Annotated in this window: 43 protein-coding genes; 38 read left to right on the forward strand and 5 right to left on the reverse strand. The window is 43.4% G+C overall.

Features of this window, described 5'->3' with window-relative positions; all coding sequences use genetic code 11:
* From C5471_RS19925 to C5471_RS20085, 33 genes are all read left to right on the forward strand, one after another.
* Positions 1–134 (forward strand): EF-Tu C-terminal domain-related protein (locus tag C5471_RS19925; RefSeq protein WP_479687639.1); only part of this gene is annotated, 134 nt, incomplete at its 5' end.
* A 628-nt stretch (positions 135–762) separates the two neighbouring features.
* A complete protein-coding gene (gene bfd, locus C5471_RS19930; RefSeq protein ID WP_133813967.1) occupies positions 763–957 on the forward strand; it encodes a bacterioferritin-associated ferredoxin in 195 nt (64 codons plus the stop codon).
* Between the two features lie 77 nt (positions 958–1,034).
* A complete protein-coding gene (gene bfr / locus C5471_RS19935) occupies positions 1,035–1,511 on the forward strand; it encodes a bacterioferritin (RefSeq protein ID WP_133813966.1) in 477 nt (158 codons plus the stop codon).
* Between the two features lie 298 nt (positions 1,512–1,809).
* Positions 1,810–2,121 (forward strand): 30S ribosomal protein S10, encoded by a 312-nt coding sequence (gene rpsJ / locus C5471_RS19940; RefSeq protein ID WP_001181005.1) that lies wholly within the window; start codon positions 1,810–1,812, stop codon positions 2,119–2,121.
* Positions 2,122–2,153: 32 nt separating this feature from the next.
* On the forward strand, positions 2,154–2,783 hold the full coding sequence (gene rplC, locus C5471_RS19945; protein WP_133813965.1) for a 50S ribosomal protein L3: 630 nt from the start codon (positions 2,154–2,156) through the stop codon (positions 2,781–2,783).
* A gap of 16 nt (positions 2,784–2,799) precedes the next feature.
* Entirely contained in the window at positions 2,800–3,405 is a 606-nt protein-coding gene (gene rplD, locus C5471_RS19950) for a 50S ribosomal protein L4 (protein WP_133813964.1), read from the forward strand.
* Positions 3,402–3,704: a 50S ribosomal protein L23 gene (gene rplW, locus C5471_RS19955; protein WP_133813963.1), complete on the forward strand. Its 303-nt coding sequence runs from the start codon at positions 3,402–3,404 to the stop codon at positions 3,702–3,704. The genes rplD and rplW overlap by 4 nt, the downstream gene beginning before the upstream one ends.
* 19 nt (positions 3,705–3,723) lie before the next feature.
* Positions 3,724–4,548, forward strand: a complete 825-nt coding sequence (gene rplB / locus C5471_RS19960) for a 50S ribosomal protein L2 (RefSeq protein ID WP_021322795.1) — start codon at positions 3,724–3,726, stop codon at positions 4,546–4,548.
* A 14-nt stretch (positions 4,549–4,562) separates the two neighbouring features.
* Complete coding sequence (gene rpsS, locus C5471_RS19965; RefSeq protein ID WP_011148791.1) at positions 4,563–4,841, forward strand: 30S ribosomal protein S19; 279 nt, start codon at positions 4,563–4,565, stop codon at positions 4,839–4,841.
* Positions 4,842–4,855: 14 nt separating this feature from the next.
* Positions 4,856–5,188 carry a 50S ribosomal protein L22 gene (rplV, locus tag C5471_RS19970; RefSeq protein ID WP_011148790.1) on the forward strand — a complete coding sequence of 111 codons (333 nt, stop codon included), beginning with the start codon at positions 4,856–4,858 and terminating at the stop codon, positions 5,186–5,188.
* Between the two features lie 17 nt (positions 5,189–5,205).
* Positions 5,206–5,907 carry a 30S ribosomal protein S3 gene (gene rpsC, locus C5471_RS19975; RefSeq protein WP_015836279.1) on the forward strand — a complete coding sequence of 234 codons (702 nt, stop codon included), beginning with the start codon at positions 5,206–5,208 and terminating at the stop codon, positions 5,905–5,907.
* 12 nt (positions 5,908–5,919) lie between these two features.
* Positions 5,920–6,330, forward strand: a complete 411-nt coding sequence (rplP, locus tag C5471_RS19980) for a 50S ribosomal protein L16 (protein WP_012990491.1) — start codon at positions 5,920–5,922, stop codon at positions 6,328–6,330.
* A complete protein-coding gene (gene rpmC / locus C5471_RS19985) occupies positions 6,330–6,521 on the forward strand; it encodes a 50S ribosomal protein L29 (protein WP_021322794.1) in 192 nt (63 codons plus the stop codon). Before rplP ends, rpmC begins: the two co-directional genes overlap by 1 nt.
* On the forward strand, positions 6,521–6,775 hold the full coding sequence (gene rpsQ / locus C5471_RS19990; RefSeq protein WP_011148786.1) for a 30S ribosomal protein S17: 255 nt from the start codon (positions 6,521–6,523) through the stop codon (positions 6,773–6,775). The genes rpmC and rpsQ overlap by 1 nt, the downstream gene beginning before the upstream one ends.
* Before the next feature lie 169 nt (positions 6,776–6,944).
* Positions 6,945–7,316, forward strand: coding sequence for a 50S ribosomal protein L14 (rplN, locus tag C5471_RS19995; protein WP_015836277.1), 372 nt, complete (start codon positions 6,945–6,947; stop codon positions 7,314–7,316).
* A gap of 10 nt (positions 7,317–7,326) precedes the next feature.
* Entirely contained in the window at positions 7,327–7,641 is a 315-nt protein-coding gene (rplX, locus tag C5471_RS20000) for a 50S ribosomal protein L24 (RefSeq protein ID WP_132356032.1), read from the forward strand.
* A gap of 14 nt (positions 7,642–7,655) precedes the next feature.
* Complete coding sequence (gene rplE / locus C5471_RS20005) at positions 7,656–8,195, forward strand: 50S ribosomal protein L5 (protein WP_021322792.1); 540 nt, start codon at positions 7,656–7,658, stop codon at positions 8,193–8,195.
* Between the two features lie 12 nt (positions 8,196–8,207).
* Positions 8,208–8,513 (forward strand): 30S ribosomal protein S14, encoded by a 306-nt coding sequence (gene rpsN / locus C5471_RS20010; protein WP_021322791.1) that lies wholly within the window; start codon positions 8,208–8,210, stop codon positions 8,511–8,513.
* Between the two features lie 33 nt (positions 8,514–8,546).
* Positions 8,547–8,939, forward strand: coding sequence for a 30S ribosomal protein S8 (gene rpsH, locus C5471_RS20015; RefSeq protein WP_021322790.1), 393 nt, complete (start codon positions 8,547–8,549; stop codon positions 8,937–8,939).
* Positions 8,940–8,952: 13 nt separating this feature from the next.
* Positions 8,953–9,486 (forward strand): 50S ribosomal protein L6, encoded by a 534-nt coding sequence (rplF, locus tag C5471_RS20020; protein ID WP_133813962.1) that lies wholly within the window; start codon positions 8,953–8,955, stop codon positions 9,484–9,486.
* A 9-nt stretch (positions 9,487–9,495) separates the two neighbouring features.
* Complete coding sequence (gene rplR / locus C5471_RS20025; protein WP_133813961.1) at positions 9,496–9,849, forward strand: 50S ribosomal protein L18; 354 nt, start codon at positions 9,496–9,498, stop codon at positions 9,847–9,849.
* A gap of 14 nt (positions 9,850–9,863) precedes the next feature.
* On the forward strand, positions 9,864–10,364 hold the full coding sequence (gene rpsE, locus C5471_RS20030) for a 30S ribosomal protein S5 (protein ID WP_021322788.1): 501 nt from the start codon (positions 9,864–9,866) through the stop codon (positions 10,362–10,364).
* Positions 10,365–10,369: 5 nt separating this feature from the next.
* A complete protein-coding gene (gene rpmD, locus C5471_RS20035) occupies positions 10,370–10,549 on the forward strand; it encodes a 50S ribosomal protein L30 (protein WP_133813960.1) in 180 nt (59 codons plus the stop codon).
* 3 nt (positions 10,550–10,552) lie between these two features.
* Positions 10,553–10,987: a 50S ribosomal protein L15 gene (gene rplO / locus C5471_RS20040; RefSeq protein ID WP_133813959.1), complete on the forward strand. Its 435-nt coding sequence runs from the start codon at positions 10,553–10,555 to the stop codon at positions 10,985–10,987.
* 7 nt (positions 10,988–10,994) lie between these two features.
* Positions 10,995–12,326 carry a preprotein translocase subunit SecY gene (gene secY / locus C5471_RS20045; RefSeq protein WP_133813958.1) on the forward strand — a complete coding sequence of 444 codons (1,332 nt, stop codon included), beginning with the start codon at positions 10,995–10,997 and terminating at the stop codon, positions 12,324–12,326.
* Between the two features lie 32 nt (positions 12,327–12,358).
* Complete coding sequence (gene rpmJ / locus C5471_RS20050; RefSeq protein ID WP_002227352.1) at positions 12,359–12,475, forward strand: 50S ribosomal protein L36; 117 nt, start codon at positions 12,359–12,361, stop codon at positions 12,473–12,475.
* A 146-nt stretch (positions 12,476–12,621) separates the two neighbouring features.
* Positions 12,622–12,978, forward strand: coding sequence for a 30S ribosomal protein S13 (rpsM, locus tag C5471_RS20055; RefSeq protein WP_133813957.1), 357 nt, complete (start codon positions 12,622–12,624; stop codon positions 12,976–12,978).
* A 15-nt stretch (positions 12,979–12,993) separates the two neighbouring features.
* Positions 12,994–13,383 (forward strand): 30S ribosomal protein S11, encoded by a 390-nt coding sequence (rpsK, locus tag C5471_RS20060; protein WP_002919257.1) that lies wholly within the window; start codon positions 12,994–12,996, stop codon positions 13,381–13,383.
* A 36-nt stretch (positions 13,384–13,419) separates the two neighbouring features.
* Positions 13,420–14,040, forward strand: coding sequence for a 30S ribosomal protein S4 (rpsD, locus tag C5471_RS20065; RefSeq protein ID WP_133813956.1), 621 nt, complete (start codon positions 13,420–13,422; stop codon positions 14,038–14,040).
* A 25-nt stretch (positions 14,041–14,065) separates the two neighbouring features.
* Positions 14,066–15,055, forward strand: a complete 990-nt coding sequence (locus C5471_RS20070; RefSeq protein ID WP_011148772.1) for a DNA-directed RNA polymerase subunit alpha — start codon at positions 14,066–14,068, stop codon at positions 15,053–15,055.
* A gap of 40 nt (positions 15,056–15,095) precedes the next feature.
* Positions 15,096–15,488: a 50S ribosomal protein L17 gene (gene rplQ / locus C5471_RS20075; protein WP_133813955.1), complete on the forward strand. Its 393-nt coding sequence runs from the start codon at positions 15,096–15,098 to the stop codon at positions 15,486–15,488.
* 133 nt (positions 15,489–15,621) lie between these two features.
* Positions 15,622–16,038 carry a Zn(2+)-responsive transcriptional regulator gene (gene zntR, locus C5471_RS20080; RefSeq protein WP_021322782.1) on the forward strand — a complete coding sequence of 139 codons (417 nt, stop codon included), beginning with the start codon at positions 15,622–15,624 and terminating at the stop codon, positions 16,036–16,038.
* 79 nt (positions 16,039–16,117) lie between these two features.
* Entirely contained in the window at positions 16,118–16,318 is a 201-nt protein-coding gene (locus C5471_RS20085) for an alternative ribosome-rescue factor A (protein ID WP_133814260.1), read from the forward strand.
* 346 nt (positions 16,319–16,664) lie between these two features.
* On the opposite strand, the gene trkA is transcribed toward C5471_RS20085, so the two are convergent.
* The 4 genes from trkA to def all read right to left on the reverse strand — a co-directional run bounded on the left by trkA (position 16,665) and on the right by def (position 20,941).
* Positions 16,665–18,041, reverse strand: a complete 1,377-nt coding sequence (gene trkA / locus C5471_RS20090; RefSeq protein WP_133813954.1) for a Trk system potassium transporter TrkA — start codon at positions 18,039–18,041, stop codon at positions 16,665–16,667.
* A 56-nt stretch (positions 18,042–18,097) separates the two neighbouring features.
* Complete coding sequence (gene rsmB / locus C5471_RS20095; protein WP_133813953.1) at positions 18,098–19,387, reverse strand: 16S rRNA (cytosine(967)-C(5))-methyltransferase RsmB; 1,290 nt, start codon at positions 19,385–19,387, stop codon at positions 18,098–18,100.
* 69 nt (positions 19,388–19,456) lie between these two features.
* Positions 19,457–20,404, reverse strand: a complete 948-nt coding sequence (gene fmt, locus C5471_RS20100) for a methionyl-tRNA formyltransferase (protein ID WP_133813952.1) — start codon at positions 20,402–20,404, stop codon at positions 19,457–19,459.
* Between the two features lie 24 nt (positions 20,405–20,428).
* Positions 20,429–20,941, reverse strand: coding sequence for a peptide deformylase (gene def / locus C5471_RS20105; protein WP_133813951.1), 513 nt, complete (start codon positions 20,939–20,941; stop codon positions 20,429–20,431).
* Between the two features lie 133 nt (positions 20,942–21,074).
* Here def and dprA point away from each other — a divergent pair, with 133 nt between their 5' ends.
* The 5 genes from dprA (at position 21,075) to C5471_RS20130 (ending at position 24,446) form a co-directional block, all read left to right on the forward strand.
* Positions 21,075–22,178 carry a DNA-protecting protein DprA gene (gene dprA / locus C5471_RS20110; protein ID WP_133813950.1) on the forward strand — a complete coding sequence of 368 codons (1,104 nt, stop codon included), beginning with the start codon at positions 21,075–21,077 and terminating at the stop codon, positions 22,176–22,178.
* Positions 22,179–22,240: 62 nt separating this feature from the next.
* On the forward strand, positions 22,241–22,780 hold the full coding sequence (locus C5471_RS20115; RefSeq protein ID WP_133813949.1) for a DNA topoisomerase family protein: 540 nt from the start codon (positions 22,241–22,243) through the stop codon (positions 22,778–22,780).
* A gap of 13 nt (positions 22,781–22,793) precedes the next feature.
* Positions 22,794–23,363 (forward strand): L-threonylcarbamoyladenylate synthase type 1 TsaC, encoded by a 570-nt coding sequence (tsaC, locus tag C5471_RS20120; RefSeq protein ID WP_133813948.1) that lies wholly within the window; start codon positions 22,794–22,796, stop codon positions 23,361–23,363.
* Positions 23,364–23,370: 7 nt separating this feature from the next.
* Entirely contained in the window at positions 23,371–24,189 is an 819-nt protein-coding gene (gene aroE, locus C5471_RS20125) for a shikimate dehydrogenase (RefSeq protein ID WP_133813947.1), read from the forward strand.
* Complete coding sequence (locus tag C5471_RS20130) at positions 24,186–24,446, forward strand: DUF1488 family protein (RefSeq protein WP_133813946.1); 261 nt, start codon at positions 24,186–24,188, stop codon at positions 24,444–24,446. Before aroE ends, C5471_RS20130 begins: the two co-directional genes overlap by 4 nt.
* Here C5471_RS20130 and C5471_RS20135 read toward each other — a convergent pair.
* A complete protein-coding gene (locus C5471_RS20135) occupies positions 24,422–24,967 on the reverse strand; it encodes a gamma carbonic anhydrase family protein (protein WP_133813945.1) in 546 nt (181 codons plus the stop codon). The genes C5471_RS20130 and C5471_RS20135 overlap by 25 nt on opposite strands.
* Positions 24,968–25,426: the final 459 nt, after the last annotated feature.

Genomic DNA, 25,426 nt, shown 5'->3' on the forward strand with positions numbered 1-25,426 from the left:
TGATGCCAGGTGATAACATTCAGATGATTGTTACCCTGATTGCACCAATCGCGATGGATCAGGGTCTGCGCTTCGCAATCCGTGAAGGTGGCCGTACAGTAGGTGCTGGTGTTGTTGCTAAAGTTATTGCTTAATAGCTTCGTATATTTAGTCCTAGAGCAAGCTTGAACTCGGGTTTGTTTTAAATAGACCTCTGGTATTACATCAGGGGTCTGTCGGCTGATGTCTTTACATATATCCTTTCCTTGAATTGCCTACATGAATCATCTTGGGGTACTTCTTCTAGTCTCTGGTTTTTGACTGTGATAGTTGGTAGTTTGTCCTTGGGTATTATCCGCTTGTTCTACTAGGGTGCTTTGGGCATATCTATACCTATCACTCATTCATCATAGAATCTGTTAACGTTTGTTCTTATGCCAAGTCTGTTCTCATACAACTAAACATGTGAATCCCGCAATATTGTAAACAAATGATCCCTCTCCTTCCTTCCAATTATCAGTTCTAGAGCAAGTTGCTGTGTCTTTAATATGTGGTTGGTTTAGCTAAATTTTATTTAAGATGGCATAAGTTTAATAAAGCTACTAGTAGTGATAAAAGTCTTATACGTCAGAATGTTATGTAGATGAGTGAACCACTTCCATCTGATGGAGGTGAAAGGAAATTTGGAAGAGTTGGAACATAGAATTAAAATACGAATGATTATTGAAATGATACTCATTATTATTTAATATAAGCTCTAATATGTACTAGAGAGTGCTATTTATGTATGTTTGCCTATGTAATGCGGTGAGTGACAAAACAATACGTAACGCGGTGCGTCAGCATCATGTTCACTCTATCGGGGAACTAAAACGTATTGTGCCTGTAGGCCGTGATTGTGGTAAATGCATACGCCAAGCCAGAGAGCTAATTAATGAGGAAATTGCACAACTGCCTAAGATAGATAACGTTGCTTGATAAAAAATAAGGTAAGTTTATTACTACTCTGCTGAATAGGTACTACACTTTAAGTACTGGAAGCGGAGGAGTAGGCTATGAAAGGTGATAAAAAAATAATTGCTCATTTGAACAAACTTCTTGGAAATGAGCTTGTTGCAATTAATCAGTATTTTCTGCACGCCCGGATGTTCAAAAACTGGGGTCTGACCCGCCTTAATGACAAGGAATATCATGAATCTATCGATGAAATGAAACATGCTGATAGGTACATTGAACGTATCCTTTTTCTTGAGGGAATTCCTAATTTGCAGGATTTAGGAAAACTTAACATCGGAGAAGATATCGAAGAAATGCTCAAATCCGATTTGCAACTAGAATTGCAAGGAGCCAAGGATTTGAGAGAAGCGATCGCTTATGCTGATTCGATTCATGATTATGTTAGTCGTGATTTGATGATCGATGTTTTAGATGAAGAAGAAGAGCATATTGATTGGCTGGAAACTCAGTTTGAATTAATTGAACGCATGGGGATTCAAAATTATACCCAGGCACAGATTCTTGAAGGAGAATAGTCCTGGAAAAATGCCCTATCTACTAAAGCTAGGGCATCTTATTTTATACTCATTTATTTCATTCCGAACAGATTTTCATCTGTATCTTGCTTTGCTAATTGATTTGCGTATAATACGCGGGCTTACTTTGAGTAAGCCTGATTTGTTAGTCAGTAAATGTGCAGTGTTTTACTTTTCTGCCATTTAAAAATACTCCCGATATGGGGGTTATATATTGAACGATTACACTCTCCCATCAATCGAAATGGGCACGAGGAGTAGTTACTTACGTTTATAAAATAGTTGGAGCTCTGGTCTCATGCAGAACCAAAGAATCCGTATCCGCCTGAAAGCATTTGATCATCGTTTGATCGATCAATCAACTGCGGAAATTGTCGAGACCGCTAAGCGCACTGGTGCGCAGGTTCGTGGTCCGATCCCGCTGCCGACTCGTAAAGAGCGTTTTACTGTTCTGATTTCTCCGCATGTTAATAAAGATGCTCGTGATCAGTACGAAATTCGCACTCATAAGCGTCTGGTTGACATCGTTGAGCCAACTGAGAAAACCGTTGATGCTCTGATGCGTCTGGATCTGGCTGCCGGTGTAGACGTGCAGATCAGCCTGGGTTAATCAGGTCATTGAACGATTGAGAGGTTGAAACAATGATTGGTTTAGTCGGTAAAAAAGTGGGTATGACTCGTATCTTCACTGAAGATGGGGTTTCAATCCCTGTAACTGTTATCGAAATTGAAGATAACCGTGTTACTCAGGTTAAAGCTCTGGATAGCGACGGTTATCGTGCAATTCAGGTTACTACTGGTAGCAAAAAAGCTAACCGTGTAAATAAACCTGAAGCAGGTCATTTCGCTAAAGCTGGTGTTGAAGCTGGCCGTATCCTGCGTGAATTCCGTTTGTCTGAAAACGAAGAATTCACTGTAGGTCAAAGCATTAGCGTTGAAATTTTCGCTGACGTTAAGAAAGTCGACGTTACTGGTACATCTAAAGGTAAAGGTTTTGCTGGTACTGTTAAGCGCTGGAACTTCCGTACCCAAGATGCTAGCCACGGTAACTCTTTGTCTCACCGTGTTCCGGGTTCTATCGGTCAGAACCAAACTCCGGGCAAGGTATTTAAAGGCAAGAAAATGGCAGGCCAACTGGGTAATGAGCGTGTAACCGTTCAAAGCCTGGATGTAGTACGTGTTGACGCTGAGCGCAACCTGCTGCTGGTCAAAGGTGCTGTTCCAGGTGCAACTGGTGGCAACCTGATCGTAAAACCGGCTGTCAAGGCGTAACGTCAAGGAGATAGGAATGGAATTGGTAATGAAAGACGCGCAAGGCGCGCTGACTGTTTCCGAAACTACCTTCGGGCGTGATTTCAATGAAGCGCTTGTGCATCAAGTAGTTGTTGCTTACGCAGCTGGTGCACGTCAAGGTACTCGTGCTCAGAAAACCCGTGCTGAAGTTTCTGGTTCAGGTAAAAAACCATGGCGTCAGAAAGGCACTGGTCGTGCACGCTCTGGTTCTATCAAGAGCCCAATTTGGCGCTCTGGTGGTGTAACTTTCGCAGCTAAGCCACAGGACCACAGTCAAAAAGTTAATAAAAAAATGTACCGCGGTGCTCTGAAAAGCATCCTGTCTGAACTGGTACGTCAAGAGCGTCTGATCGTTGTCGAGAGTTTTTCTGTAGAAGCTCCTAAAACTAAGCTTCTAGTTCAGAAATTGAAAGAAATGGCTCTGGAAGATGTGCTGATTATCACTGGTGAAGTTGATGAGAATTTATTCTTAGCAGCTCGCAACCTGTACAAGGTTGATGTTCGTGATGCAGCTGGTATCGATCCAGTTAGTTTGATCGCCTTCGATAAAGTAGTTATGACTGCTGATGCTGTGAAGCAAGTTGAGGAGATGCTGGCATGATCCGTGAAGAACGTCTGCTGAAAGTACTGCGCGCGCCGCATGTATCTGAAAAAGCTTCTACAGCGATGGAAAAAAACAATACCATCGTTCTCAAAGTTGCAAAAGACGCGACTAAAGCAGAAATTAAAGCTGCTGTGCAGAAATTGTTTGAAGTCGAAGTTGAAGGTGTTAACACTTTGCTGGTTAAAGGCAAAACTAAACGCCACGGTCAGCGTATTGGTCGTCGTAGCGACTGGAAAAAAGCTTATGTCACTCTGAAGGAAGGCCAGAATATGGACTTCATTGGTGGTGCAGAGTAAGTCGGAGGAGTAAAGAACAATGGCAATTGTTAAATGTAAACCTACGTCTCCGGGCCGTCGCCACGTTGTTAAAGTGGTTAACCCTGAGCTGCATAAGGGTAAACCTTATGCTCCGTTGCTGGAAAAAAGCAGCAAAACCGGTGGTCGTAACAACAATGGCCGTATTACCACTCGTCACATCGGTGGTGGCCACAAACAGCACTATCGTTTGATTGATTTCAAGCGTAATAAAGATGGTATCCCTGCTGTAGTTGAGCGTTTGGAATATGATCCAAACCGTTCAGCAAACATCGCCTTGGTTCTGTATAAAGACGGTGAACGTCGTTATATTCTTGCACCTAAAGGCCTGAAAGCTGGTGATCAGATCCAATCTGGTGCTGATGCAGCTATCAAAGCTGGTAATGCATTGCCAATGCGTAATATCCCAGTTGGTTCTACTGTACACAACGTAGAGATGAAGCCGGGTAAAGGCGGTCAGTTGGCTCGTTCCGCTGGTGCATATGTTCAGATTGTTGCTCGTGATGGTTCTTATGTAACCTTGCGTTTGCGTTCTGGTGAAATGCGTAAAGTTCTGTCTGACTGCCGCGCTACTTTAGGTGAAGTGGGTAACGCAGAACATATGCTACGCGTTCTGGGTAAAGCCGGTGCAAGTCGCTGGCGTGGCATTCGTCCTACCGTTCGTGGTACGGCGATGAACCCAGTAGATCACCCACATGGTGGTGGTGAAGGTCGTAACTTTGGTAAACATCCTGTAACTCCTTGGGGTGTTCAAACTAAAGGTAAGAAGACCCGTAGTAACAAACGTACTGATCAGTTCATTGTACGTCGCCGTACTAAAAAATAATTAGAGGATAAGCCATGCCACGTTCTCTCAAGAAAGGTCCATTTATTGACCTGCACTTGCTGAAGAAGGTAGAGAAAGCGGTGGAAAGCGGAGACAAAAAGCCTATTAAGACTTGGTCCCGTCGTTCAACGATCTTTCCTAACATGATCGGTTTGACCATCGCTGTCCATAATGGTCGTCAGCATGTACCAGTTTTTGTTTCCGACGAAATGGTTGGTCACAAACTAGGTGAATTTGCGCCGACTCGTACTTATCGCGGCCATGCGGCCGATAAAAAGGCTAAAAAGCGCTAAGGTAGGAGGAAGAGATGGAAACTATCGCTAAACATCGCCACGCTCGTTCTTCTGCTCAGAAGGTTCGCCTTGTAGCTGACCTGATTCGCGGTAAGAAAGTGTCGCAAGCTCTGGAAACTTTGACCTATACCAACAAGAAAGCTGCTGGTTTAGTGAAGAAGGTACTTGAGTCTGCTATTGCTAATGCAGAACACAACGATGGCGCTGACATTGATGATCTGAAAGTCACGAAGATTTTCGTAGACGAAGGCCCTACCATGAAGCGTATTATGCCTCGTGCGAAAGGTCGTGCAGATCGCATCCTGAAGCGCAGCAGCCACATTACTGTGGTTGTGTCCGATCGCTGAGACTCTGGAGACTAGCAATGGGTCAGAAAGTACATCCTAATGGTATTCGCCTGGGTATCGTCAAACCTTGGAACTCTACCTGGTATGCGAATACCAAAGAATTCGCTGACAACCTGGACAGCGATTTTAAAGTGCGCCAGTACTTGAACAAAGAACTGGCAAAAGCGTCTATTTCACGCATTGTTATTGAACGTCCTGCTAAAAGCATCCGTGTAACTATTCACACTGCTCGCCCAGGTATCGTAATCGGTAAGAAAGGTGAAGACGTAGAAAAACTGCGTAAAACTGTAGCGGAAATCGCTGGTGTGCCTGCGCAAATTAATATCTCTGAAGTGCGTAAGCCTGAGCTGGACGCTAAACTAGTTGCTGATAGTATCACTTCGCAGCTGGAACGTCGTGTTATGTTCCGCCGTGCTATGAAACGCGCAGTTCAGAACGCAATGCGTTTGGGCGCTAAAGGCATTAAAGTGGAAGTAAGTGGCCGTTTGGGCGGTGCTGAAATTGCGCGTACTGAATGGTATCGTGAAGGTCGTGTACCTCTGCACACACTGCGTGCAGACATCGACTATAATACTTCAGAAGCGCACACCACTTATGGTGTACTCGGCGTTAAGGTATGGATCTTCAAAGGTGAGATCTTGGGTGGTATGGCTGCTGTTGAACAGGCGGAAAAACCGGCTGCGCAACCTAAAAAGCAGCAGCGTAAAGGCCGCAAGTAAGGAGAGTCGCTGATGTTACAACCAAAGCGTACGAAATTCCGTAAAGTGCATAAAGGCCGTAACCGTGGCCTAGCAGCAGGTGCGGATGTTAGCTTCGGCACTTTCGGTCTGAAAGCTGTGGGCCGTGGTCGTCTGACTGCACGTCAGATTGAAGCGGCACGTCGTGCTATGACCCGTGCAATTAAACGTCAAGGTAAAATCTGGATCCGTGTATTCCCAGACAAACCTATCACTGAAAAGCCACTCGAAGTGCGTATGGGTAAAGGTAAAGGTAACGTAGAATATTGGGTTGCCTTGATCCAACCCGGTAAAGTCCTTTATGAAATGGACGGTGTGCCTGAAGAGCTGGCTCGTGAAGCATTCAAGCTGGCAGCAGCGAAACTGCCTATCAAAACCACCTTTGTAACTAAGACGGTGATGTAATGAAAGCACAAGAGCTGCGCGAAAAAAGCGTTGAAGAGCTGAACACTGAGCTGCTGAACCTGCTGCGTGAACAATTTAACCTGCGTATGCAGGCTGCAAGTGGCCAGCTACAACAGTCTCATCTGTTGAAACAAGTGCGTCGTGATATCGCACGCGTTAAGACTTTACTGACTGAGAAGGCGGGTGCGTAATGACCGATAAAATCCGTACTCTGCAAGGTCGTGTTGTTAGTGACAAAATGGAAAAATCTATTGTTGTTGCTATTGAGCGTAAGGTGAAACATCCTCTGTATGGTAAGTTCATCAAGCGTACGACTAAACTGCACGTACATGACGAGAACAATGAATGTGGAATCGGTGATGTAGTGGAAATCCGCGAAACCCGTCCATTGTCCAAAACTAAATCTTGGACCTTAGTTCGCGTTGTAGAGAAAGCGATTCTGTAAGCTGACTCGAATAGAGTAAACGGCTCAGATTATGGGCCGTTTATTTTTTCTATCCATATCTGAGATGTGGTGTTATAATGCCGCGCCCTCATGGTATGGGGTATTTGAACGGCCTCTTCATAACAATGAAGTGGGCTCAGTAGTAGTTGACATTTAGCGGAGCACTAAAATGATCCAAGAACAGACTATGCTGAACGTGGCCGACAACTCCGGTGCACGTCGCGTAATGTGTATCAAGGTTCTGGGTGGCTCGCACCGTCGCTATGCACATGTCGGCGACATCATTAAAATCACCATCAAGGAAGCAATTCCTCGCGGTAAAGTGAAAAAAGGTGATGTCCTGAAAGCGGTAGTGGTGCGCACCAAGAAGGGTGTTCGTCGCCCTGACGGTTCTGTCATTCGCTTCGATGGCAATGCTTGTGTGTTGTTAAACAACACGAGTGAGCAAGTTATCGGTACGCGTATTTTTGGGCCGGTAACTCGTGAACTTCGTAATGAAAAGTTCATGAAAATTATCTCCCTGGCACCAGAAGTACTCTAAGGAGCGGACAATGGCAGCGAAAATCCGTCGTGATGACGAAGTTATCGTGCTGACTGGCAAAGATAAAGGTAAGCGCGGTAAAGTAAAACAGGTTCTTTCTACTGGGAAGGTCATTGTTGAAGGTATCAACTTGGTTAAAAAACATCAGAAGCCTGTTCCGGCGCTGAATCAACCAGGTGGCATCGTTGAAAAAGAAGCTGCAATTCAAGTTTCAAACGTTGCAATCTTCAATGCGGCAACCAGCAAGGCTGACCGTGTAGGTTTTAGATTTGAAGACGGTAAAAAAGTTCGTTTCTTTAAATCTAATAGCGAAACTATCAAGTAATTTGGAGTAATACGATGGCGAAACTGCATGATTACTACAAAGACGAGGTAGTCCAAAAACTGATGGCTCAGTTTGACTACAATTCTGTCATGCAAGTCCCTCGGGTCGAGAAGATCACCCTGAATATGGGTGTTGGTGAAGCGATCGCTGATAAGAAACTGCTGGATAATGCAGCAGCGGATCTAACAGCAATCTCTGGTCAAAAACCACTTATCACCAAAGCACGCAAATCAGTTGCAGGCTTCAAAATCCGTCAGGGCTATCCAATCGGCTGTAAAGTAACCCTGCGTGGTGAACGCATGTGGGAGTTTCTTGAGCGCCTGATTTCTATTGCTGTACCTCGTATCCGTGATTTCCGTGGTTTGTCTGCGAAGTCATTTGATGGTCGTGGTAATTACAGCATGGGTGTACGTGAGCAAATCATCTTCCCTGAAATCGATTATGATAAAGTGGATCGTGTTCGTGGCTTAGATATTACTATCACCACAACTGCGAAATCTGATGATGAAGGCCGCGCACTGTTGGCTGCTTTTAACTTCCCATTCCGCAAGTAAGGCAGGGTATTCATGGCTAAGCAATCAATGAAAGCACGTGATGTAAAACGTGTAAAATTAGCTGAAAAATTCTTCACTAAGCGTGTAGAACTGAAAGCTATCATTTCTGATGTGAATGCATCTGATGAAGAGCGTTGGAATGCTGTTCTTAAGCTGCAAACACTGCCACGTGATTCCAGCCCTTCTCGTCAGCGTAATCGCTGCCGCCAAACTGGGCGTCCGCATGGATTTTTGCGGAAGTTTGGGTTGAGCCGTATTAAAGTCCGTGAAGCCGCTATGCGCGGTGAAATTCCGGGCCTTAAGAAGGCTAGCTGGTAATTGTCACCAATTGAATCACGGGAGTAAAGACAGATGAGCATGCAAGATCCCATCGCGGATATGCTGACCCGTATCCGTAACGGTCAGGCCGCGAATAAAGTTGCGGTCACCATGCCTTCCTCCAAGCTGAAAGTGGCAATTGCCAAAGTGCTGAAGGAAGAAGGTTATATTGAAGATTTTAAAATTGAAGGCGACACCAAGCCAGAACTGGAATTAGTACTGAAGTACTTCCAGGGTAAGGCTGTCGTAGAAAGTATTCAGCGTGTAAGCCGTCCAAGTCTGCGCATCTATAAGAAAAAAGATGAGCTGCCACAAGTTATGGCCGGTTTAGGTATTGCTGTTGTTTCTACCTCTAAAGGTGTAATGACTGATCGTGCAGCTCGCCAAGCAGGTCTTGGTGGCGAGATTCTCTGCTACGTAGCTTAATCGGGAGGAAAGAATGTCTCGTGTTGCAAAAGCACCCGTCGTCATTCCTGCCGGCGTAGAGGTAAAACTCAACGGTCAGGTTATTTCGATTAAGGGTAAAAACGGCGAGCTGAGTCGTACAATCCACAGCTCAGTTGAAGTTAAACATGTAGATAGCCAACTAACCTTCGCTCCACGCGATGGTTATGTTGATGGTTGGGCACAGGCGGGTACGACTCGCTCTTTGCTGAATGCCATGGTTATCGGTGTTACCGAAGGCTTCACTAAGAAGCTTCAACTGGTAGGTGTTGGTTATCGTGCAGCAGTCAAGGGCAATGTTGTTAACATGTCTCTGGGCTTCTCGCATCCAGTTGACCACGAATTGCCAGTAGGCATTACTGCAGAATGTCCGTCACAAACTGAAATCGTACTGAAAGGTGCTGATAAGCAGGTAATCGGTCAGGTTGCGGCAGAACTGCGTGCCTATCGTCGTCCTGAGCCTTATAAAGGTAAGGGTGTTCGTTACGCCGACGAAGTCGTGCGTATCAAAGAGGCTAAGAAGAAGTAAGGTAACACTATGGATAAGAAAGCAGCTCGTATCCGTCGTGCGACCCGCGCACGCCGCAAGCTCCAGGAACTGGGTGCAACTCGCCTGGTGGTACATCGTACCCCACGCCATATTTATGCGCAGGTTATCGCACCAAACGGTTCTGAAACTTTGGTGGCAGCTTCTACTACAGAAAAAGCTATCAATGAGCAACTGAAATACACTGGAAATAAAGAAGCAGCATCAGCAGTTGGTAAAGCAATTGCTGAACGTGCACTGGAGAAAGGTATCAAAGATGTATCCTTTGACCGTTCTGGTTTCCAATATCATGGTCGAGTCCAGGCACTGGCAGATGCTGCCCGTGAAGCTGGCCTTCAGTTCTAAGGTAGAGGTGTAAGATGGCTCACATCGAAAAACAAGCTGGCGAACTGCAGGAAAAGCTGATCGCGGTAAACCGCGTATCTAAAACCGTAAAAGGTGGCCGGATTTTCAGCTTTACCGCACTGACTGTTGTAGGTGATGGTAATGGTCGCGTTGGTTTTGGCTACGGCAAAGCACGCGAAGTTCCGGCAGCAATCCAGAAAGCGATGGAAAAAGCCCGTCGCAATATGAAAACCGTCGCACTAAACAGCGGCACTCTGCATCACCCAGTGAAAGGTACACACACCGGTTCCCGTGTGTTCATGCAACCTGCTCACGAAGGTACTGGTATCATCGCAGGCGGTGCTATGCGTGCTGTTTTGGAAGTGGCTGGTGTTCGTAACGTACTGGCTAAAACCTATGGTTCCACTAACCCTATTAATGTGGTTCGTGCAACTCTGGATGCTTTAGACAGCATGAAGTCTCCAGAAATGGTCGCAGCTAAGCGTGGTAAATCCGTCGAAGAAATTCTGGGGTAATGGCCATGGCTAAGACTATTAAAGTAACACAAATTCGCAGTTCAATCGGCCGCCTGCCTAAACATAAGGCAACCTTGGCTGGTTTAGGTCTGCGTCGTATCGGTCATACAGTAGAGCGCGAAGATACTCCTGCTATACGTGGTATGATCAACTTGGTTTCCTATATGGTTAAAGTTGAGGAGTAACAGATGCGCTTAAATACTCTGTCTCCGGCTGAAGGTGCCAAGCATGCGCCTAAACGTGTAGGTCGTGGTATTGGTTCTGGCTTGGGTAAAACTGGTGGCCGTGGTCACAAAGGTCAGAAATCTCGTTCTGGCGGTGGCGTACGTCGCGGTTTTGAAGGTGGTCAGATGCCTTTATACCGTCGTTTGCCAAAATTTGGCTTCACTTCACGTAAAGCAATGATTACAGCAGAAGTTCGTTTGTCTGACTTTGCTACCGTTGAAGGCGATGTTATCGATCTGAATGCACTGAAAGCCGCTAACATCGTTGGCACTCAAATTGAATTCGCAAAAGTTATGCTTTCTGGCGAAATCAAACGCGCAGTAACTGTGCGTGGCCTTCGTGTTACTAAAGGCGCTCGTGCGGCAATTGAAGCTGCCGGCGGTAAAATTGAGGAATAAGTAACAGATGGCTAAACAACCAGGATTAGATTTTCAAAGCGCTAAAGGTGGATTGGGCGAGCTGAAACGCAGACTGTTGTTTGTTATTGGAGCGCTGATTGTTTTCCGTATTGGTTCTTTTATTCCTATCCCTGGTATTGATGCCACTGTGCTTGCCAAATTGCTCGAACAGCAAAGGGGCACCATCATTGAAATGTTTAACATGTTCTCTGGTGGTGCTTTAAGTCGTGCTTCTATCTTTGCACTGGGGATAATGCCGTATATTTCTGCGTCTATTATTATTCAGTTGCTAACGGTGGTTCACCCAACGTTGGCTGAGATTAAGAAGGAAGGGGAAGCTGGCCGTCGTAAGATTAGCCAGTACACTCGCTATGGTACTTTAGTGCTGGCTATATTCCAGTCAATCGGTATTGCTACTGGTTTGCCGAATATGCCAGGAATGCAAGGGCTGGTGATTAACCCAGGGTTTGCTTTCTACTTCACGGCTGTTGTGAGCCTAGTTACTGGGACTATGTTCCTGATGTGGTTGGGTGAGCAGATTACTGAGCGTGGTATTGGAAACGGTATCTCTATCATAATCTTTGCTGGTATTGTTGCGGGTTTGCCGCCGGCCATCGGCCATACCATTGAGCAAGCTCGGCAAGGCGATCTGCACTTCCTCCTGTTGCTGTTGGTTGCAGTGTTAGTGTTTGCAGTAACTTTCTTCGTTGTTTTCATGGAGCGTGGTCAGCGACGTATCGTTGTTAACTATGCGAAACGGCAACAGGGTCGCCGAGTTTATGCTGCACAGAGCACACATTTACCGTTGAAAGTGAATATGGCTGGAGTTATCCCTGCAATTTTCGCTTCCAGCATTATTCTGTTCCCTGGTACCATAGCGTCTTGGTTTGGGGGTGGAACTGGTTGGAACTGGCTGATTACTATTTCAATGTATTTGCAGCCTGGGCAACCGCTTTATGTGTTACTCTACGCGTCTGCAATCATCTTCTTCTGTTTCTTTTATACAGCGTTGGTTTTTAACCCGAGAGAAACAGCAGATAACCTGAAGAAGTCCGGTGCATTTGTACCAGGAATTCGTCCGGGAGAGCAAACGGCCAAGTACATTGATAAGGTAATGACACGTCTGACTTTAGTTGGTGCGATGTATATTACTTTTATCTGCTTAATCCCGGAGTTCATGCGTGACGCGATGAAGGTACCATTTTATTTTGGCGGTACTTCGCTACTTATCGTAGTTGTGGTCATCATGGACTTTATGGCTCAAGTGCAAACTCTGATGATGTCAAGTCAGTATGAGTCTGCACTGAAGAAGGCAAACCTTAAAGGTTATAACCGCTGATTGGTTTGCTTGAGAAGTTACGGAGAGTAAAAATGAAAGTTCGTGCTTCCGTCAAGAAATTATGTCGCAACTGCAAAATCGTTAAGCGTAACGGTGTCGTGCGTGTGATTTGTAGTGCAGAGCCTAAGCATAAACAACGCCAAGGCTAATAAAATAGCATATTTTTCTTGCAAAGTCGGTTTGAGCTGGCTAAATTAGCCAGCCAATCTTTTTTATATCACAGCAACATTGTTTGAGTATCCTGAAAACGGGCTTTTCAGAATGGTGTTGCTGTAAATAATTGTAGGAGTGCATAGTGGCCCGTATAGCAGGCATTAACATTCCTGATCAGAAGCATACCGTAATCGCTTTAACATCGATCTACGGAATCGGTAAAACTCGTTCTCAAGCCATTTGTGCTGCAGCGAGTATTGCTGAACATGTTAAGATCAGTGAGCTGTCTGAAGAGCAAATTGACAAGCTGCGTGACGAAGTTGCCAAATACGTTGTAGAAGGTGATCTGCGTCGTGAAGTAACCCTGAGCATCAAACGTCTGATGGATCTTGGTACTTATCGTGGTTTACGTCACCGTCGTGGTCTACCGGTTCGCGGTCAGCGTACGAAGACCAATGCACGTACCCGTAAGGGTCCACGTAAGCCGATCAAGAAATAATCGGGGTATTGTATAATGGCAAAAGCACCTATTCGTGCACGTAAGCGTGTAAGAAAGCAAGTCTCTGACGGTGTGGCTCATATCCATGCTTCTTTCAACAACACCATCGTGACCATTACTGACCGTCAGGGTAACGCTCTGGGTTGGGCAACTGCGGGTGGTTCCGGTTTCCGTGGTTCTCGTAAATCTACTCCGTTTGCGGCTCAGGTTGCAGCAGAGCGCTGTGCCGAAGCAGTGAAAGAATACGGAATTAAGAACCTGGAAGTTATGGTTAAAGGACCTGGTCCTGGCCGCGAGTCAACTATCCGAGCGTTAAATGCGGCAGGTTTCCGCATCACTAACATTACTGATGTGACTCCGATCCCTCATAACGGTTGTCGTCCACCTAAAAAACGTCGCGTTTAATAGCGTTTATTTTTTTAGGTTTGTTGGAGAAAGAAAATGGCAAGATATTTGGGTCCTAAGCTCAAGCTGAGCCGTCGCGAGGGTACAGACCTGTTCCTGAAGTCTGGCGTTCGCGCGATTGACACCAAGTGTAAATTGGAACAACCACCTGGACAGCATGGCGCACGTAAACCGCGTCTGTCTGACTACGGTGTACAGTTACGTGAAAAACAAAAAGTGCGCCGTATTTACGGTGTCCTAGAACGTCAATTCCGTAACTATTATAAAGAAGCAACTCGTCTGAAAGGCAATACAGGTGAGAACCTGCTGAGTTTGCTGGAAGGTCGTCTGGACAACGTTGTTTACCGTATGGGTTTCGGTGCCACTCGTGCTGAATCACGCCAAATGGTAAGCCATAAAGCTATCATGGTAAATGGTCGCGTTGTTAACATCGCTTCTTATCAGGTATCCCCGAATGACGTAGTCAGCGTTCGCGAAAAATCGCAAAAGCAGTCTCGTATCAAGGCGGCTTTAGAGCTGGCTGAGCAGCGTGAGAAACCAACTTGGTTGGAGGTTGATGCTGCGAAGATGGAAGGTGTGTTCAAACGTACTCCAGAACGTACCGATCTGTCCGCTGACATCAACGAACACCTGATCGTCGAGCTTTACTCTAAGTAAAGCTTAGCACCAAAGAGAGGACACAATGCAGGGTTCTGTGACAGAGTTTCTAAAACCGCGCCTGGTTGATATCGAGCAAGTCAGTTCGACGCACGCCAAGGTGACCCTTGAGCCTTTAGAGCGTGGCTTTGGTCATACTCTAGGCAACGCACTGCGCCGTATTCTGCTTTCGTCTATGCCGGGTTGTGCGGTGACTGAGGTTGAGATTGATGGTGTACTGCATGAGTACAGCACCAAAGAAGGTGTACAGGAAGATATCCTGGAGATTCTCCTCAACCTGAAAGGGCTGGCGGTAAGAGTTCAGGGTAAAGATGAAGTTATTCTTACCTTGAATAAGTCTGGCATTGGCCCTGTGACTGCAGCCGATATTATCCATGACGGAGATGTCGAAATCGTCAAGCCGCAACATGTAATCTGTCACCTGACTGACGAAACTGCTTCTATAAGCATGCGCATTAAAGTTCAGCGTGGTCGGGGTTATGTGCCGGCTTCTGCCCGGATTCATTCGGAAGAAGATGAGCGCCCTATTGGTCGTTTGTTAGTAGACGCTTGTTATAGCCCAGTAGAGCGTATTGCCTACAATGTTGAAGCAGCGCGTGTAGAACAACGTACCGATTTGGACAAGTTGGTTATCGAGATGGAAACTAACGGTACAATCGATCCTGAAGAGGCGATTCGCCGTGCAGCTACTATTTTGGCTGAACAGCTGGAAGCTTTTGTTGATTTACGTGATGTACGTCAGCCAGAAGTAAAAGAGGAGAAGCCAGAGTTTGATCCGATCTTGCTGCGCCCTGTTGACGATCTGGAATTGACTGTCCGCTCTGCTAACTGCCTTAAGGCAGAAGCTATCCACTACATCGGTGATTTGGTACAGCGTACCGAGGTTGAGTTGCTTAAGACACCTAACCTGGGTAAAAAATCTCTCACAGAGATCAAAGACGTACTGGCTTCACGTGGCTTATCTCTAGGCATGCGCTTGGAAAACTGGCCACCAGCAAGTATTGCTGATGAATAACTAGATCACAGGTTAAGGTTTTACTGAGAAGGATAAGGTCATGCGCCATCGTAAGAGTGGTCGTCAATTGAACCGCAACAGCAGCCATCGCCAAGCTATGTTCCGCAACATGGCAGGTTCTTTGGTCCGTCATGAAATCATCAAGACGACTCTGCCTAAAGCGAAAGAACTGCGTCGCGTCGTTGAGCCGCTGATTACTCTTGCCAAGACCGATAGCGTAGCTAATCGTCGTCTGGCATTCGCCCGTACTCGTGATAACGAAATCGTGGCAAAACTGTTTAATGAGCTGGGCCCGCGTTTTGCGAGCCGCGCAGGTGGTTACACTCGTATTCTTAAGTGTGGCTTCCGTACTGGTGATAATGCTCCGATGGCATACATCGAGCTTGTTGACCGTGCTGTTGAGCCTCAAACAGAAGTTGCGACTGCAGAGTAATCTGTAGGGATGTATAAAAGAACCGGGTTTATCCCGGTTTTTTTATATCTGTATATTTGAATTTCTCACTTATTTCTTTCTATCCTGTTATGCTGATATTTCAAATAGCGTGTTTATTGTAGGAGATATGAAGATGTATCGTATTGGCCAACTAGCTAAATTAGCTAATGTGACCCCTGATACAGTACGTTTCTATGAAAAACAAGGAATGATGGAACATCAGAACCGTACCGAGGGGGGATATAGGCTTTATACAGAGCAAGATTTACAGCGCCTTCGGTTTATACGTTATGCCAAGCAGCTGGGATTTACATTGGAAGCTATCACAGAATTATTGTCTATTCGTGTAGATCCAGATCATCATACTTGTGAAGAGTCGAAGCAAATTGTAGATTCTAGGTTGATGGAAGTAGAAGAAAAACTTCTTGAAATGCTAAAAATGCGTGATTCACTTAAGATGTTAAGTGATGCTTGCTGTGGGAGTTCTCATATAAGTACTTATTGTTCTATTCTTGAAACTTTAGAACAAGGAGCTTCAAATAAGGAATAAGTAATTTTTCTTTATTATGGATGATTCAGAGAGTACAATTGCTGTGTTTTTGGGCCAATTAATATGATAGAGGAATATGATGATTATATATCACCATAAAAAAGGCGTGATAAAGGATAATGCTATTGAAGCTCTACTACGTGATCCATTATTCAAACAGAGAATTGAGAAAAATAAAAAAGGAAAAGGAAGTTACCAGAGGAAAGGAAAACATGACAAGGCAAGTAACTGGGAGGCCAGTGGTAAGGGATTATTAGATTTATTACCACTGGCCTTTTAGTTCTAATAGGTTTATTTTTGCTCTTTTGGTAAGCTGCTGATTTTTATTAATAATTTTTCTTTAGTAGTTGGGGTTTCTGGCATAGCCTCAATCTCTTTTTTTACTATATGATTTATTTATTAATTTCATTGCATAGAAAATAGCTAATGACAGCAAGATATTTTTCAAGATCATATCAATAATCCCGTCAGCAGAGGGATTAGTAGAATTGCACTTCATAGTAAATTTACAAACTGTTTTAAAAAGTTCACCATATTCTTTCAATCATCGTGTTAATTAAAATGTGTCAAGTTGTCTCAGTTATTGTGTTTGAATTATACGACTGGTAGATAATTATTTTTGGTTCCTAAAGGAAAAAAGGGCTTGGTTGGAATAGTCTTTCTACTTCGGGAACAAATTTCTTATCTGTAATAAACATAATTACATGATCTCCTTGTTCGATTACACTGTAATCATGAGCAATAATCACTTCGTCACCGCGTGCTATTGCTCCAATTGTAGTACCTGGTGGCAATTTAATATCACCTACAGCTCGGCCGACAACTTTTGAAGTGTTTTCATCTCCATGAGCAATTGCTTCGATAGCTTCCGCTACTCCACGACGTAATGAGGAAACACTTACGATATCTGCTTTACGAACATGACCTAATAGAGCTGAAATAGTTGCTTGCTGTGGAGAGATTGCAATATCAATGACACCTCCTTGTACTAAATCAACATATGCACTACGCTGAATGAGAACCATGGCTTTTTTGGCTCCCATGCGCTTGGCAAGCATTGCAGACATGATATTTGCTTCGTCATCGTTGGTTAGGGCAATGAATACATCTACCTGTTCTATATGTTCTTCGGCTAATAGCTCTTGGTCAGATGCATCCCCATAGAAAACAATAGTGTCGTGTAATAATTCGGCTAGTTCTGTGGCTCTTTGCTGATTTCGTTCAATTAATTTAACCCTGTAATCTTTTTCGAGACGTAGGGCAAGTCCGGCGCCAATATTACCACCACCAACGATCATAATACGCTTGTAAGGCTTTTCTAAGCGTTGAAGTTCGCTCATTACAGCACGAATATGTTGTGATGCAGCCACAAAAAAAACCTCGTCACCAGCCTCAATAATTGTAGAGCCTTGTGGTCTTATAGGCCGATCCTGGCGAAATATGGCAGCAACTCTGGTATTAATATGTGGCATGTGTTCACGAAGTGAAGAAAGAGCATTTCCTACAAGTGAACCTCCGTAGTAAGCTTTTACTGCAACAATACTTACTCTACCTTCGGCAAAGTTAACAACCTGTAAAGCGCCAGGATACTGAATTAGTTTATAAATATAATCTATGACGAGTTGCTCTGGTGAAATAAGATAATCAATAGGAATGTCGTTAGGCAGAAAAAGCTTATCTGATTCACGGATATACTCTGCTGCGCGTATTCGCGCAACTTTATTTGGTGTATTAAATAAGGAATAAGCAATTTGGCATGCAATCATGTTAGTTTCGTCAGAATTAGTTACAGCAACTAACATATCAGCATCTTCAGCACCAGCTTCTCTTAATACTCTGGGATGAGAACCATGACCATTGACTACCCTGAGGTCGAATTTATCCTGTAGTTGGTGCAGGCGGTTGGGATCAGTGTCGACTATAGTGATATCGTTATTTTCACCTACTAGATTTTCAGCTAATGTACCGCCAACTTGACCTGCACCAAGAATAATTATTTTCATAGTATTCTCTAACTTGTTAGAAACAGATAATTATCTTTATAAATTGTGGAGATATATTACTGTTTAATTAATCGAGCGTAAAAGAAACCATCACCACCATTGAATTCAGGTATTATTTGTTTTCCTAGGTTATCTCCTGTCTCTGTTCCCGATAGTTTGGCATCTGGGTGGCGTTTTAAAAACGAGCTGATTTGCTGGCTATTTTCATCCGGCAAAATAGAACAGGTTGCATATACTAATGTCCCGCCTCTCTTTAAATATGGCCAGATTGCATCAATAATTTCAGATTGTAATTGAACCAATTGAGCAATATCTTCTTCGCGGCGTAGCCATTTGATATCAGGGTGGCGACGGATTACTCCTGTTGCTGAACAAGGTGCATCCAGAAGGATACGGTCGAATTGCTGACCTTCTGCCCAATATTTAGGGTGGCGTCCATCACCGGTTTTTACTGTTGCATGGCAATTAAGGCGCTGGAGATTTTCTTTTACTCGTTTGATCCTGTGTTCATCAATATCTACAGCTAATACTTGGGCTTTTGGCGCTATTTCTAGGATATGTGTTGTTTTCCCTCCTGGTGCGGCACAAAGATCGAGAATTTTCTCTCCATTGATTGGTTGTAATAACTCGGCACACCCTTGTGCAGATACATCTTGAACAGTCACCCAACCTTTATCAAATCCAGGTAATATTGTTACCGGACAGGGGAAAATTACACGGATAGCAAAAGGTAATTCGATAGCTGGTTCTGCATCAATTCCGGCTTTATGGAGAAGGGAAAGATATTCATCTCGACTATGGTATATTCGATTAACTCGCAACCACATGGGCGGTTTCTTATTGTTATTTTCAATAAATTGCGGCCATTCTTGCGGGTAGGCTTTTTGGATTTTAGCTAATAACCATTCAGGATGTAAGTGATTGCTGGGGCTGTTTTGTGAACGCTCCATTAATTGCAATTGCTGCCTCTGAAACTGGCGAAGGACACCATTCATTAATCCTTTTAGCTGAGGATATTTCAGAGTTACGGCTCCATTTACTGTTTCAGCAAGTGCTGCATGAGCTGGGATACGGGTATAGGTAAGTTGGTATATGCCAACCATAAGCAGGTAATGAAGAATACGTTGCTTACCTTTTAATGGTTTTTCCATTAATTGACTTATTATCCATTCTAACTGAGGTAATACACGTAATACCCCGAAAGATAACTCCTGTAACAAAGATTTATCTTTATCAGTGATATTTCGTTGAAGTTCAGGCAATATCGTACTGAGAGATTGCCCTTGGTCCAGAACTTGATTGATTGCTTTCGCGGTGATACTTCGTAGATTATATGTATTTTTCATAGTTAAAAAGGCTGACAAAAGTCAGCATTAAGAGAAAATTTGTGAGAGAGAGTTTACATAGAATAGTATTCAGTTGATTTTATTACCTGGCGTAAACCACTCACGTTTAGAGTTAAGTAGATCTGCGGCTGACATTGCTTTTTTACCAGCAGGTTGTAATTGCGTGATATTCAAAATTCCATCGGCAGTGGCAATATGAATACCTTTTTTGTCTGCTTTTAAGACAGTTCCTGGTTCTACCGAAATTTGTTTTTCAATGGCTTCTGCTTTCCAGATTTTAACAGGTTGCTCTTCTATCTCGAAAAAGCTCATGGGCCAAGGATTAAATGCACGAATGCAACGTTCAAGATAGGTTGCAGATAGTTTCCAATTTATTTTGGCTTCTTCTTTGCTTAGTTTTTCAGCGTAGGTAACCAACTTTTCACTTTGTGTTTCAGGCTGGCTTTTACCTGATGTTATTAATGATAATGTTTTAAGCAGTGCATCTGGCCCAATATTGGTTAGTTTTTCGTATAAACTGGCACTAGTATCTTCAAGTGTAATAGGACAGCTTGCTTTATATAGCATATCGCCAGTATCAAGGCCTATATCCATTTGCATGATCGTTACGCCGGTTTCCGTGTCACCGGCCCAGAGTGAACGTTGAATCGGTGCTGCACCACGCCAACGTGGTAATAGAGAGCCGTGTACGTTCAGGCAGCCTAATCTTGGAATATTTAAAACAGCCTTAGGGAGGATTAATCCATAGGCTACAACTATGAGAACATCAGGTTGCTGTTTCAGAATCCATTGCTGGTTTTCTTCTAAACGCAAAGTGGCTGGCTGAAAAACGGTAATATTATGTTTTTCAGCCAGTACTTTTACAGGACTGGATGTCAGTTTTTTACCTCTTCCTGCCGGTTTGTCTGGTCGAGTTAGAACGCCAACTACCTCATGCTGAGACGTTAATAAAACCTCTAAATGGCGTGCCGCAAAGTCAGGTGTTCCGGCAAAAACAATACGTAAAGAATCAGACACGTTTATTTCCTGTATTAATATAATTTATTTGGTTCGGGCTCTTTGTTTATCCAGCTTTTCTACTTTCTGGCGTATACGCTGGCGTTTCAGTGGAGATAGGTAATCCACAAAAAGCTTACCAATTAAATGGTCCATCTCGTGCTGAATACAAATAGCTAGTAAGCCATCAGCTTGTAATTCAAATGATTGACCATTGTAATCTAACGCCCTGATTTTGACTTTTTCAGCTCGTGGCACTAGTGCTCGCTGTTCAGGAATAGACAAACAGCCTTCTTCAATCCCAGTATTACCACTTTTTTCCAGTAACTCTGGATTTATCAGTACAAGGCGTTCATCACGAGTTTCAGATACGTCAATAACGACAATACGCTGATGAATATCAACTTGTGTTGCTGCAAGGCCAATACCTTCCTCTATGTACATAGTTTCAAACATATCATCAATGATACGTTGAATCTCCGCATTAACTTCTTTAACAGGCATTGCAATAGTGCGAAGCCGCTCGTCTGGGTAATGTAATACTTGTAATACTGACATATATATTTAGATCTGTGTCCAAAATGTGAGTGGTATTTTATATCTATTCTAGACATTTCCCGTTTAGATTGACAGTATTGATTGCTAATTGAGCAGTTTGGTTCTGTCCGTCAATCTCAGTCAGGATGACAACATGGAAGCTATGGAAGTATGGTTGCGAATGAAGATGATCTCTCATTTAGCAACAGAAAAAGCAGCTAATATTACAGAGAAATTACTGCATGCTGGGAATCGTTATCTCATCGTGCTTAAGGATAGTGGGTTAACGTCAGCACAATGTTTGCAATTTACTAAGGCAAATAAAACCTTGCTAGCTTCATGCTTAAAATGGCTGGAACAGCCGGAACACCATTTATTGACATATTCTCATCCTTTGTATCCACCTCTATTGAAGCAAATACATACCCCGCCTCTTGCGCTTTTTGTGTCAGGGAAATTAGATCTTCTTTTAAAGAAGCAGGTGGCGATGGTAGGGAGCAGGGCAGCAAGCTATTATGGCGAGAAATGGGGAAAAATTTTTGCAGGTGAATTGGTTGGACATGGGTTAGTTATTACTAGCGGTTTAGCTATTGGTATTGATGGTATTTGTCACCGATCTGCGCTGGATAGTGGTGGTCAAACAATAGCTGTATTAGGTAGCGGTCTTGATCAGATTTATCCTTATAGACACGGATTATTAGCAAAGCAAATAGAGGGGGGAGGAGCCCTTGTTTCTGAATTTTTTCCGGATACTCCTCCACGCGCAAAAAACTTCCCTAAAAGAAATAGGATTATCAGTGGATTAAGTTCGGCAGTTATTGTTGTAGAAGCGAGTCAAAACAGCGGTTCATTAATTACAGCTCGTTGCGCTCTTGAACAGGGAAGGGATGTATTTGCATTACCAGGGTTTTTGGGGAGCTCAGTCAGCGAAGGGAATCACTGGTTGATAAAACAGGGAGCATATCTGGCTACAAACGCAATGGATATTGTGGAACATGTCCACAGTTCATTACAATGGCTACATATGGATATGGAAAGCGCAAAGGAAGAAGTAAAACTCCAGGTAAAACTCCAGTTTGAGCAAACAGAGTTGCCATTTGCTGATGTGCTGGTTAACGTAGGTGATGAAATAACGCCGGTTGATGTTATTGCGCAACGTTCTGCATTACCTATAGCTGAGGTAATGACAAAACTCCTTGAACTAGAATTATTGGGTAAGGTGGCTGTGGTTTCTGGTGGTTATGTGCGCGAGAGTTAATTAACTGAATACTCAAAGTCTTGTTTAACGTCATATAAGTATAAATTTCAAGTGAAAATGGTATGGCAAAAATGGTTCCTTTCTCCACTGATGAAACTGAATATTGTCCTGAATGTGGCTCTATTTTGGTTATCCGCAATGGCATTCATGGCCCATTTCTTGGATGTTTTAGTTATCCATCATGTCAATATATTCGCTCATTAAAAGGGCAAAGTAACGGCCATGTGGTAAAAGAACTTGAAGGGCAGTTATGTCCTGCATGTGGAGCTAATTTAGTTTTACGTCAAGGGCGTTATGGAATGTTCATTGGTTGTAGTCGTTATCCTGAATGCGAACATACGGCACTGATTGATAAACCGAATGAGACGTCGATAGCCTGCCCCCAATGCAAAAAAGGGCAACTACTCCAAAGAAAATCACGTTTCGGAAAAATTTTTCACGCGTGTAACCGTTACCCCAACTGCCAGTTTGTATTAAATAATAAGCCAGTTGTTGGTGAATGTGTGTTTTGTTTCTATCCGTTATTGATGGAAAAACGCACATTACAAGGTACAAAGTTGTTTTGTGCTAGTAAGTTGTGTGAAAAACAGCAAATAAATTAAACTGAGTAATAAAATGAGTAATGAAGTATCACCTGCATTTGAAAAAGTATTAACTTCGCTGAAATCCGAAAAAGTTATTGCTTATCCAACTGAAGCTGTTTTTGGGCTTGGATGTGATCCTGATAGTGAAAAAGCGGTAAATGAACTGCTTACATTAAAGAAGCGCCCGTGGCAAAAAGGGTTGATTCTTATTGCAGATAATTATAGACAATTACAGCCATATCTTGATGATAAGCTTCTAACAGAATACCAAAAAGAAGTTATATTTGCTTGTTGGCCTGGGCCTGTAACCTGGGTGATCCCTGCAAAAGCCGGTACATCTAAATGGTTGACTGGGCAATTTTCCACTTTGGCTGTTAGAGTTAGCGATCATCCTTTGGTGAAACAGTTATGTACTTTTTATGGAAAACCATTGGTATCGACCAGTGCAAATTTAAATGGTCTTGAACCATGCCGAACAGCAGAAGAAGTTAGACAACAATTTGGGGATAAACTTTCTGTGTTAGATGGTGATGTTGGAGGGCGGAAGAATCCTTCAGAAATTCGGGACGCTTTAACTGGTGAGCTTTATCGTCAAGGGTAGAATAAATATGAATCAATTCGCTGTCTTTGGTAATCCTGTTACGCACAGTAAATCTCCCCGTATCCATCAGTTATTTGCTGATCAAACAGGTATTGCGCATTGTTATGGGAAGATTTTAGCACCAATAGGTAAATTTGAAGAGACATTGGATATGTTTCTTGAACAGGGGGGGATAGGAGCTAATATTACTGTGCCATTTAAGGAGCAGGCATTTATCAGGGCAAATGAGTTGACTGAGCGGGCAAGATTTAGTGGCGCAGTCAATACCTTGAAATTGCTAGATAATAATCAATTGCTTGGTGATAACACGGATGGTGTAGGATTATTAGCAGATTTGATACGACTTGAGTTTATTACTCAAGGGCAGCATATTTTAATCATTGGGGCTGGTGGGGCTGCTAGAGGTGTTTTATCTCCATTATTAGAATTTGGTTGTGATATTACAATTACAAACCGAACGTTCAGTCGTACCATCCAGATTGCTAATAATTTTTCACCAATAGGTAACATTCGGGCCGTTGAGATGAAAACACTTAATAGCCCTGAGTTTGATCTTATTATCAATGCGACTGCATCCAGTATTAATGGTGAAATTCCTGAGATATCTCCATCAATATTTAATGAAAATTGTGTCTGTTATGACGTGTTTTATCAGGCTAATTTGACGCCTTTCATTTCCTTTGCTAAAAAACATGGTGTTTCTCGTTGTGCTGATGGATTAGGGATGTTAGTAGGACAGGCCGCTCATTCATTTAAATTATGGCATGATGTACTGCCAGAAATTGCACCTGTGCTGTTAACATTGGAACAGGAGTTACATTTGTGAATCAATCTATCCAGTTTCCTGATAGAGAAGAGTGGGATGAACAACAGCAGATAGTCATTTTTCCCGCGTTGGTAAATGGGTCATTGGTTCACTGTGCTATGAGGGCTAGGGATCTTTTATACCGTTATGGGAAAGATCATCATCCATTAAATCTTTTCCGACAAAATCGTTGGGATCTTGAAGAGGAATTCGAATTGCTAATCAATAACGGGGATGATGATCATTTAGGACGCTACATATTACCTTCTTGCCGGTAGTCATTTTTCAAGCAAACATAATTGCTCGCTGAATAACGTAGTACTTCTAATTCTTCAGGTTTTAGTTTTCTGACCTGGCGGGCAGGGCTACCAACATAAAGGTATCCACTTTCTAATATTTTTCCTGGAGCTATCAAGCTGCCCGCTCCAATAATAACGTCATCTTCAATAACTGAACCATCAAGTAGGATGGAACCCATACCGATGAGCACTCGATTACCAATAGTGCAACCATGGAGTATTGCTTTATGCCCGATGGTGACATCATTCCCAACAATTAAAGGAAAACCATCGGGATTATCAACAGATTTGTGTGTCACATGTAATACAGAGCCGTCCTGGATGTTAGTACGTGTGCCAATAGATACGTAATTAACGTCGCCACGGATGACAACTAAAGGCCATATACTGACGTCATCAGCAAGTCTGACATCACCAATGATCACACTAGATGGATCTAATAGAACTTTCTGACCAATTTTAGGTTGAGTACCAAGGTAACTGCGTAACACTCCAGACATATATACCTCTAATGAAAAAATGGAGATCTCTTATCATTAACGGGATCCTAGTGAGGAAAACACCAGTATGCAATGGGAAAAGCGTATTGATTTTGGCTATTGTCGCCTAAATTTGACCCAAAAAGAGCAACAAACAACCTGTTGGCAATAAATCTAAAAAAAAGTGTTGTGTAAAAATCTGGGTTCCCTATAATGCGCCACCACTGACCGACACAACGCTGACAAAGCGTGTGAGGCCAGGCAGAGCAAAGTGAATTAAGCGCTTGACTCTGCGGGCGAAAAGCGTAGTATACGCAGCCCGGCTGAACGAGAATGTTAATTTTTGTTTCAGCCTGCTCTTTAACAATTAATCAGACAATCTGTGTGGGCACTCACAAGACCGTATCACAAAAAAATACACTAAAGTCTTGAAGAGTGAACAACAGTTAATTCATGACGAAATAACAGTCAGTTTCTTTG

The organism is Photorhabdus tasmaniensis (genome assembly GCF_011189505.1).
Taxonomy (GTDB): Bacteria; Pseudomonadota; Gammaproteobacteria; order Enterobacterales; family Enterobacteriaceae; genus Photorhabdus; species Photorhabdus tasmaniensis.

What these genes read in the sequence shown, in the direction of transcription:
- bfd (WP_133813967.1), top strand. Translation starts at nt 763, where the DNA reads ATGTATGTTTGCCTATGTAATGCGGTGAGTGACAAAACAATACGTAAC.
- bfr (WP_133813966.1), top strand. Translation starts at nt 1,035, where the DNA reads ATGAAAGGTGATAAAAAAATAATTGCTCATTTGAACAAACTTCTTGGA.
- rpsJ (WP_001181005.1), top strand. Translation starts at nt 1,810, where the DNA reads ATGCAGAACCAAAGAATCCGTATCCGCCTGAAAGCATTTGATCATCGT.
- rplC (WP_133813965.1), top strand. Translation starts at nt 2,154, where the DNA reads ATGATTGGTTTAGTCGGTAAAAAAGTGGGTATGACTCGTATCTTCACT.
- rplD (WP_133813964.1), top strand. Translation starts at nt 2,800, where the DNA reads ATGGAATTGGTAATGAAAGACGCGCAAGGCGCGCTGACTGTTTCCGAA.
- rplW (WP_133813963.1), top strand. Translation starts at nt 3,402, where the DNA reads ATGATCCGTGAAGAACGTCTGCTGAAAGTACTGCGCGCGCCGCATGTA.
- rplB (WP_021322795.1), top strand. Translation starts at nt 3,724, where the DNA reads ATGGCAATTGTTAAATGTAAACCTACGTCTCCGGGCCGTCGCCACGTT.
- rpsS (WP_011148791.1), top strand. Translation starts at nt 4,563, where the DNA reads ATGCCACGTTCTCTCAAGAAAGGTCCATTTATTGACCTGCACTTGCTG.
- rplV (WP_011148790.1), top strand. Translation starts at nt 4,856, where the DNA reads ATGGAAACTATCGCTAAACATCGCCACGCTCGTTCTTCTGCTCAGAAG.
- rpsC (WP_015836279.1), top strand. Translation starts at nt 5,206, where the DNA reads ATGGGTCAGAAAGTACATCCTAATGGTATTCGCCTGGGTATCGTCAAA.
- rplP (WP_012990491.1), top strand. Translation starts at nt 5,920, where the DNA reads ATGTTACAACCAAAGCGTACGAAATTCCGTAAAGTGCATAAAGGCCGT.
- rpmC (WP_021322794.1), top strand. Translation starts at nt 6,330, where the DNA reads ATGAAAGCACAAGAGCTGCGCGAAAAAAGCGTTGAAGAGCTGAACACT.
- rpsQ (WP_011148786.1), top strand. Translation starts at nt 6,521, where the DNA reads ATGACCGATAAAATCCGTACTCTGCAAGGTCGTGTTGTTAGTGACAAA.
- rplN (WP_015836277.1), top strand. Translation starts at nt 6,945, where the DNA reads ATGATCCAAGAACAGACTATGCTGAACGTGGCCGACAACTCCGGTGCA.
- rplX (WP_132356032.1), top strand. Translation starts at nt 7,327, where the DNA reads ATGGCAGCGAAAATCCGTCGTGATGACGAAGTTATCGTGCTGACTGGC.
- rplE (WP_021322792.1), top strand. Translation starts at nt 7,656, where the DNA reads ATGGCGAAACTGCATGATTACTACAAAGACGAGGTAGTCCAAAAACTG.
- rpsN (WP_021322791.1), top strand. Translation starts at nt 8,208, where the DNA reads ATGGCTAAGCAATCAATGAAAGCACGTGATGTAAAACGTGTAAAATTA.
- rpsH (WP_021322790.1), top strand. Translation starts at nt 8,547, where the DNA reads ATGAGCATGCAAGATCCCATCGCGGATATGCTGACCCGTATCCGTAAC.
- rplF (WP_133813962.1), top strand. Translation starts at nt 8,953, where the DNA reads ATGTCTCGTGTTGCAAAAGCACCCGTCGTCATTCCTGCCGGCGTAGAG.
- rplR (WP_133813961.1), top strand. Translation starts at nt 9,496, where the DNA reads ATGGATAAGAAAGCAGCTCGTATCCGTCGTGCGACCCGCGCACGCCGC.
- rpsE (WP_021322788.1), top strand. Translation starts at nt 9,864, where the DNA reads ATGGCTCACATCGAAAAACAAGCTGGCGAACTGCAGGAAAAGCTGATC.
- rpmD (WP_133813960.1), top strand. Translation starts at nt 10,370, where the DNA reads ATGGCTAAGACTATTAAAGTAACACAAATTCGCAGTTCAATCGGCCGC.
- rplO (WP_133813959.1), top strand. Translation starts at nt 10,553, where the DNA reads ATGCGCTTAAATACTCTGTCTCCGGCTGAAGGTGCCAAGCATGCGCCT.
- secY (WP_133813958.1), top strand. Translation starts at nt 10,995, where the DNA reads ATGGCTAAACAACCAGGATTAGATTTTCAAAGCGCTAAAGGTGGATTG.
- rpmJ (WP_002227352.1), top strand. Translation starts at nt 12,359, where the DNA reads ATGAAAGTTCGTGCTTCCGTCAAGAAATTATGTCGCAACTGCAAAATC.
- rpsK (WP_002919257.1), top strand. Translation starts at nt 12,994, where the DNA reads ATGGCAAAAGCACCTATTCGTGCACGTAAGCGTGTAAGAAAGCAAGTC.
- rpsD (WP_133813956.1), top strand. Translation starts at nt 13,420, where the DNA reads ATGGCAAGATATTTGGGTCCTAAGCTCAAGCTGAGCCGTCGCGAGGGT.
- C5471_RS20070 (WP_011148772.1), top strand. Translation starts at nt 14,066, where the DNA reads ATGCAGGGTTCTGTGACAGAGTTTCTAAAACCGCGCCTGGTTGATATC.
- rplQ (WP_133813955.1), top strand. Translation starts at nt 15,096, where the DNA reads ATGCGCCATCGTAAGAGTGGTCGTCAATTGAACCGCAACAGCAGCCAT.
- zntR (WP_021322782.1), top strand. Translation starts at nt 15,622, where the DNA reads ATGTATCGTATTGGCCAACTAGCTAAATTAGCTAATGTGACCCCTGAT.
- C5471_RS20085 (WP_133814260.1), top strand. Translation starts at nt 16,118, where the DNA reads ATGATTATATATCACCATAAAAAAGGCGTGATAAAGGATAATGCTATT.
- trkA (WP_133813954.1), bottom strand. Translation starts at nt 18,041, where the DNA reads ATGAAAATAATTATTCTTGGTGCAGGTCAAGTTGGCGGTACATTAGCT.
- rsmB (WP_133813953.1), bottom strand. Translation starts at nt 19,387, where the DNA reads ATGAAAAATACATATAATCTACGAAGTATCACCGCGAAAGCAATCAAT.
- def (WP_133813951.1), bottom strand. Translation starts at nt 20,941, where the DNA reads ATGTCAGTATTACAAGTATTACATTACCCAGACGAGCGGCTTCGCACT.
- dprA (WP_133813950.1), top strand. Translation starts at nt 21,075, where the DNA reads ATGGAAGCTATGGAAGTATGGTTGCGAATGAAGATGATCTCTCATTTA.
- C5471_RS20115 (WP_133813949.1), top strand. Translation starts at nt 22,241, where the DNA reads ATGGCAAAAATGGTTCCTTTCTCCACTGATGAAACTGAATATTGTCCT.
- tsaC (WP_133813948.1), top strand. Translation starts at nt 22,794, where the DNA reads ATGAGTAATGAAGTATCACCTGCATTTGAAAAAGTATTAACTTCGCTG.
- aroE (WP_133813947.1), top strand. Translation starts at nt 23,371, where the DNA reads ATGAATCAATTCGCTGTCTTTGGTAATCCTGTTACGCACAGTAAATCT.
- C5471_RS20135 (WP_133813945.1), bottom strand. Translation starts at nt 24,967, where the DNA reads ATGTCTGGAGTGTTACGCAGTTACCTTGGTACTCAACCTAAAATTGGT.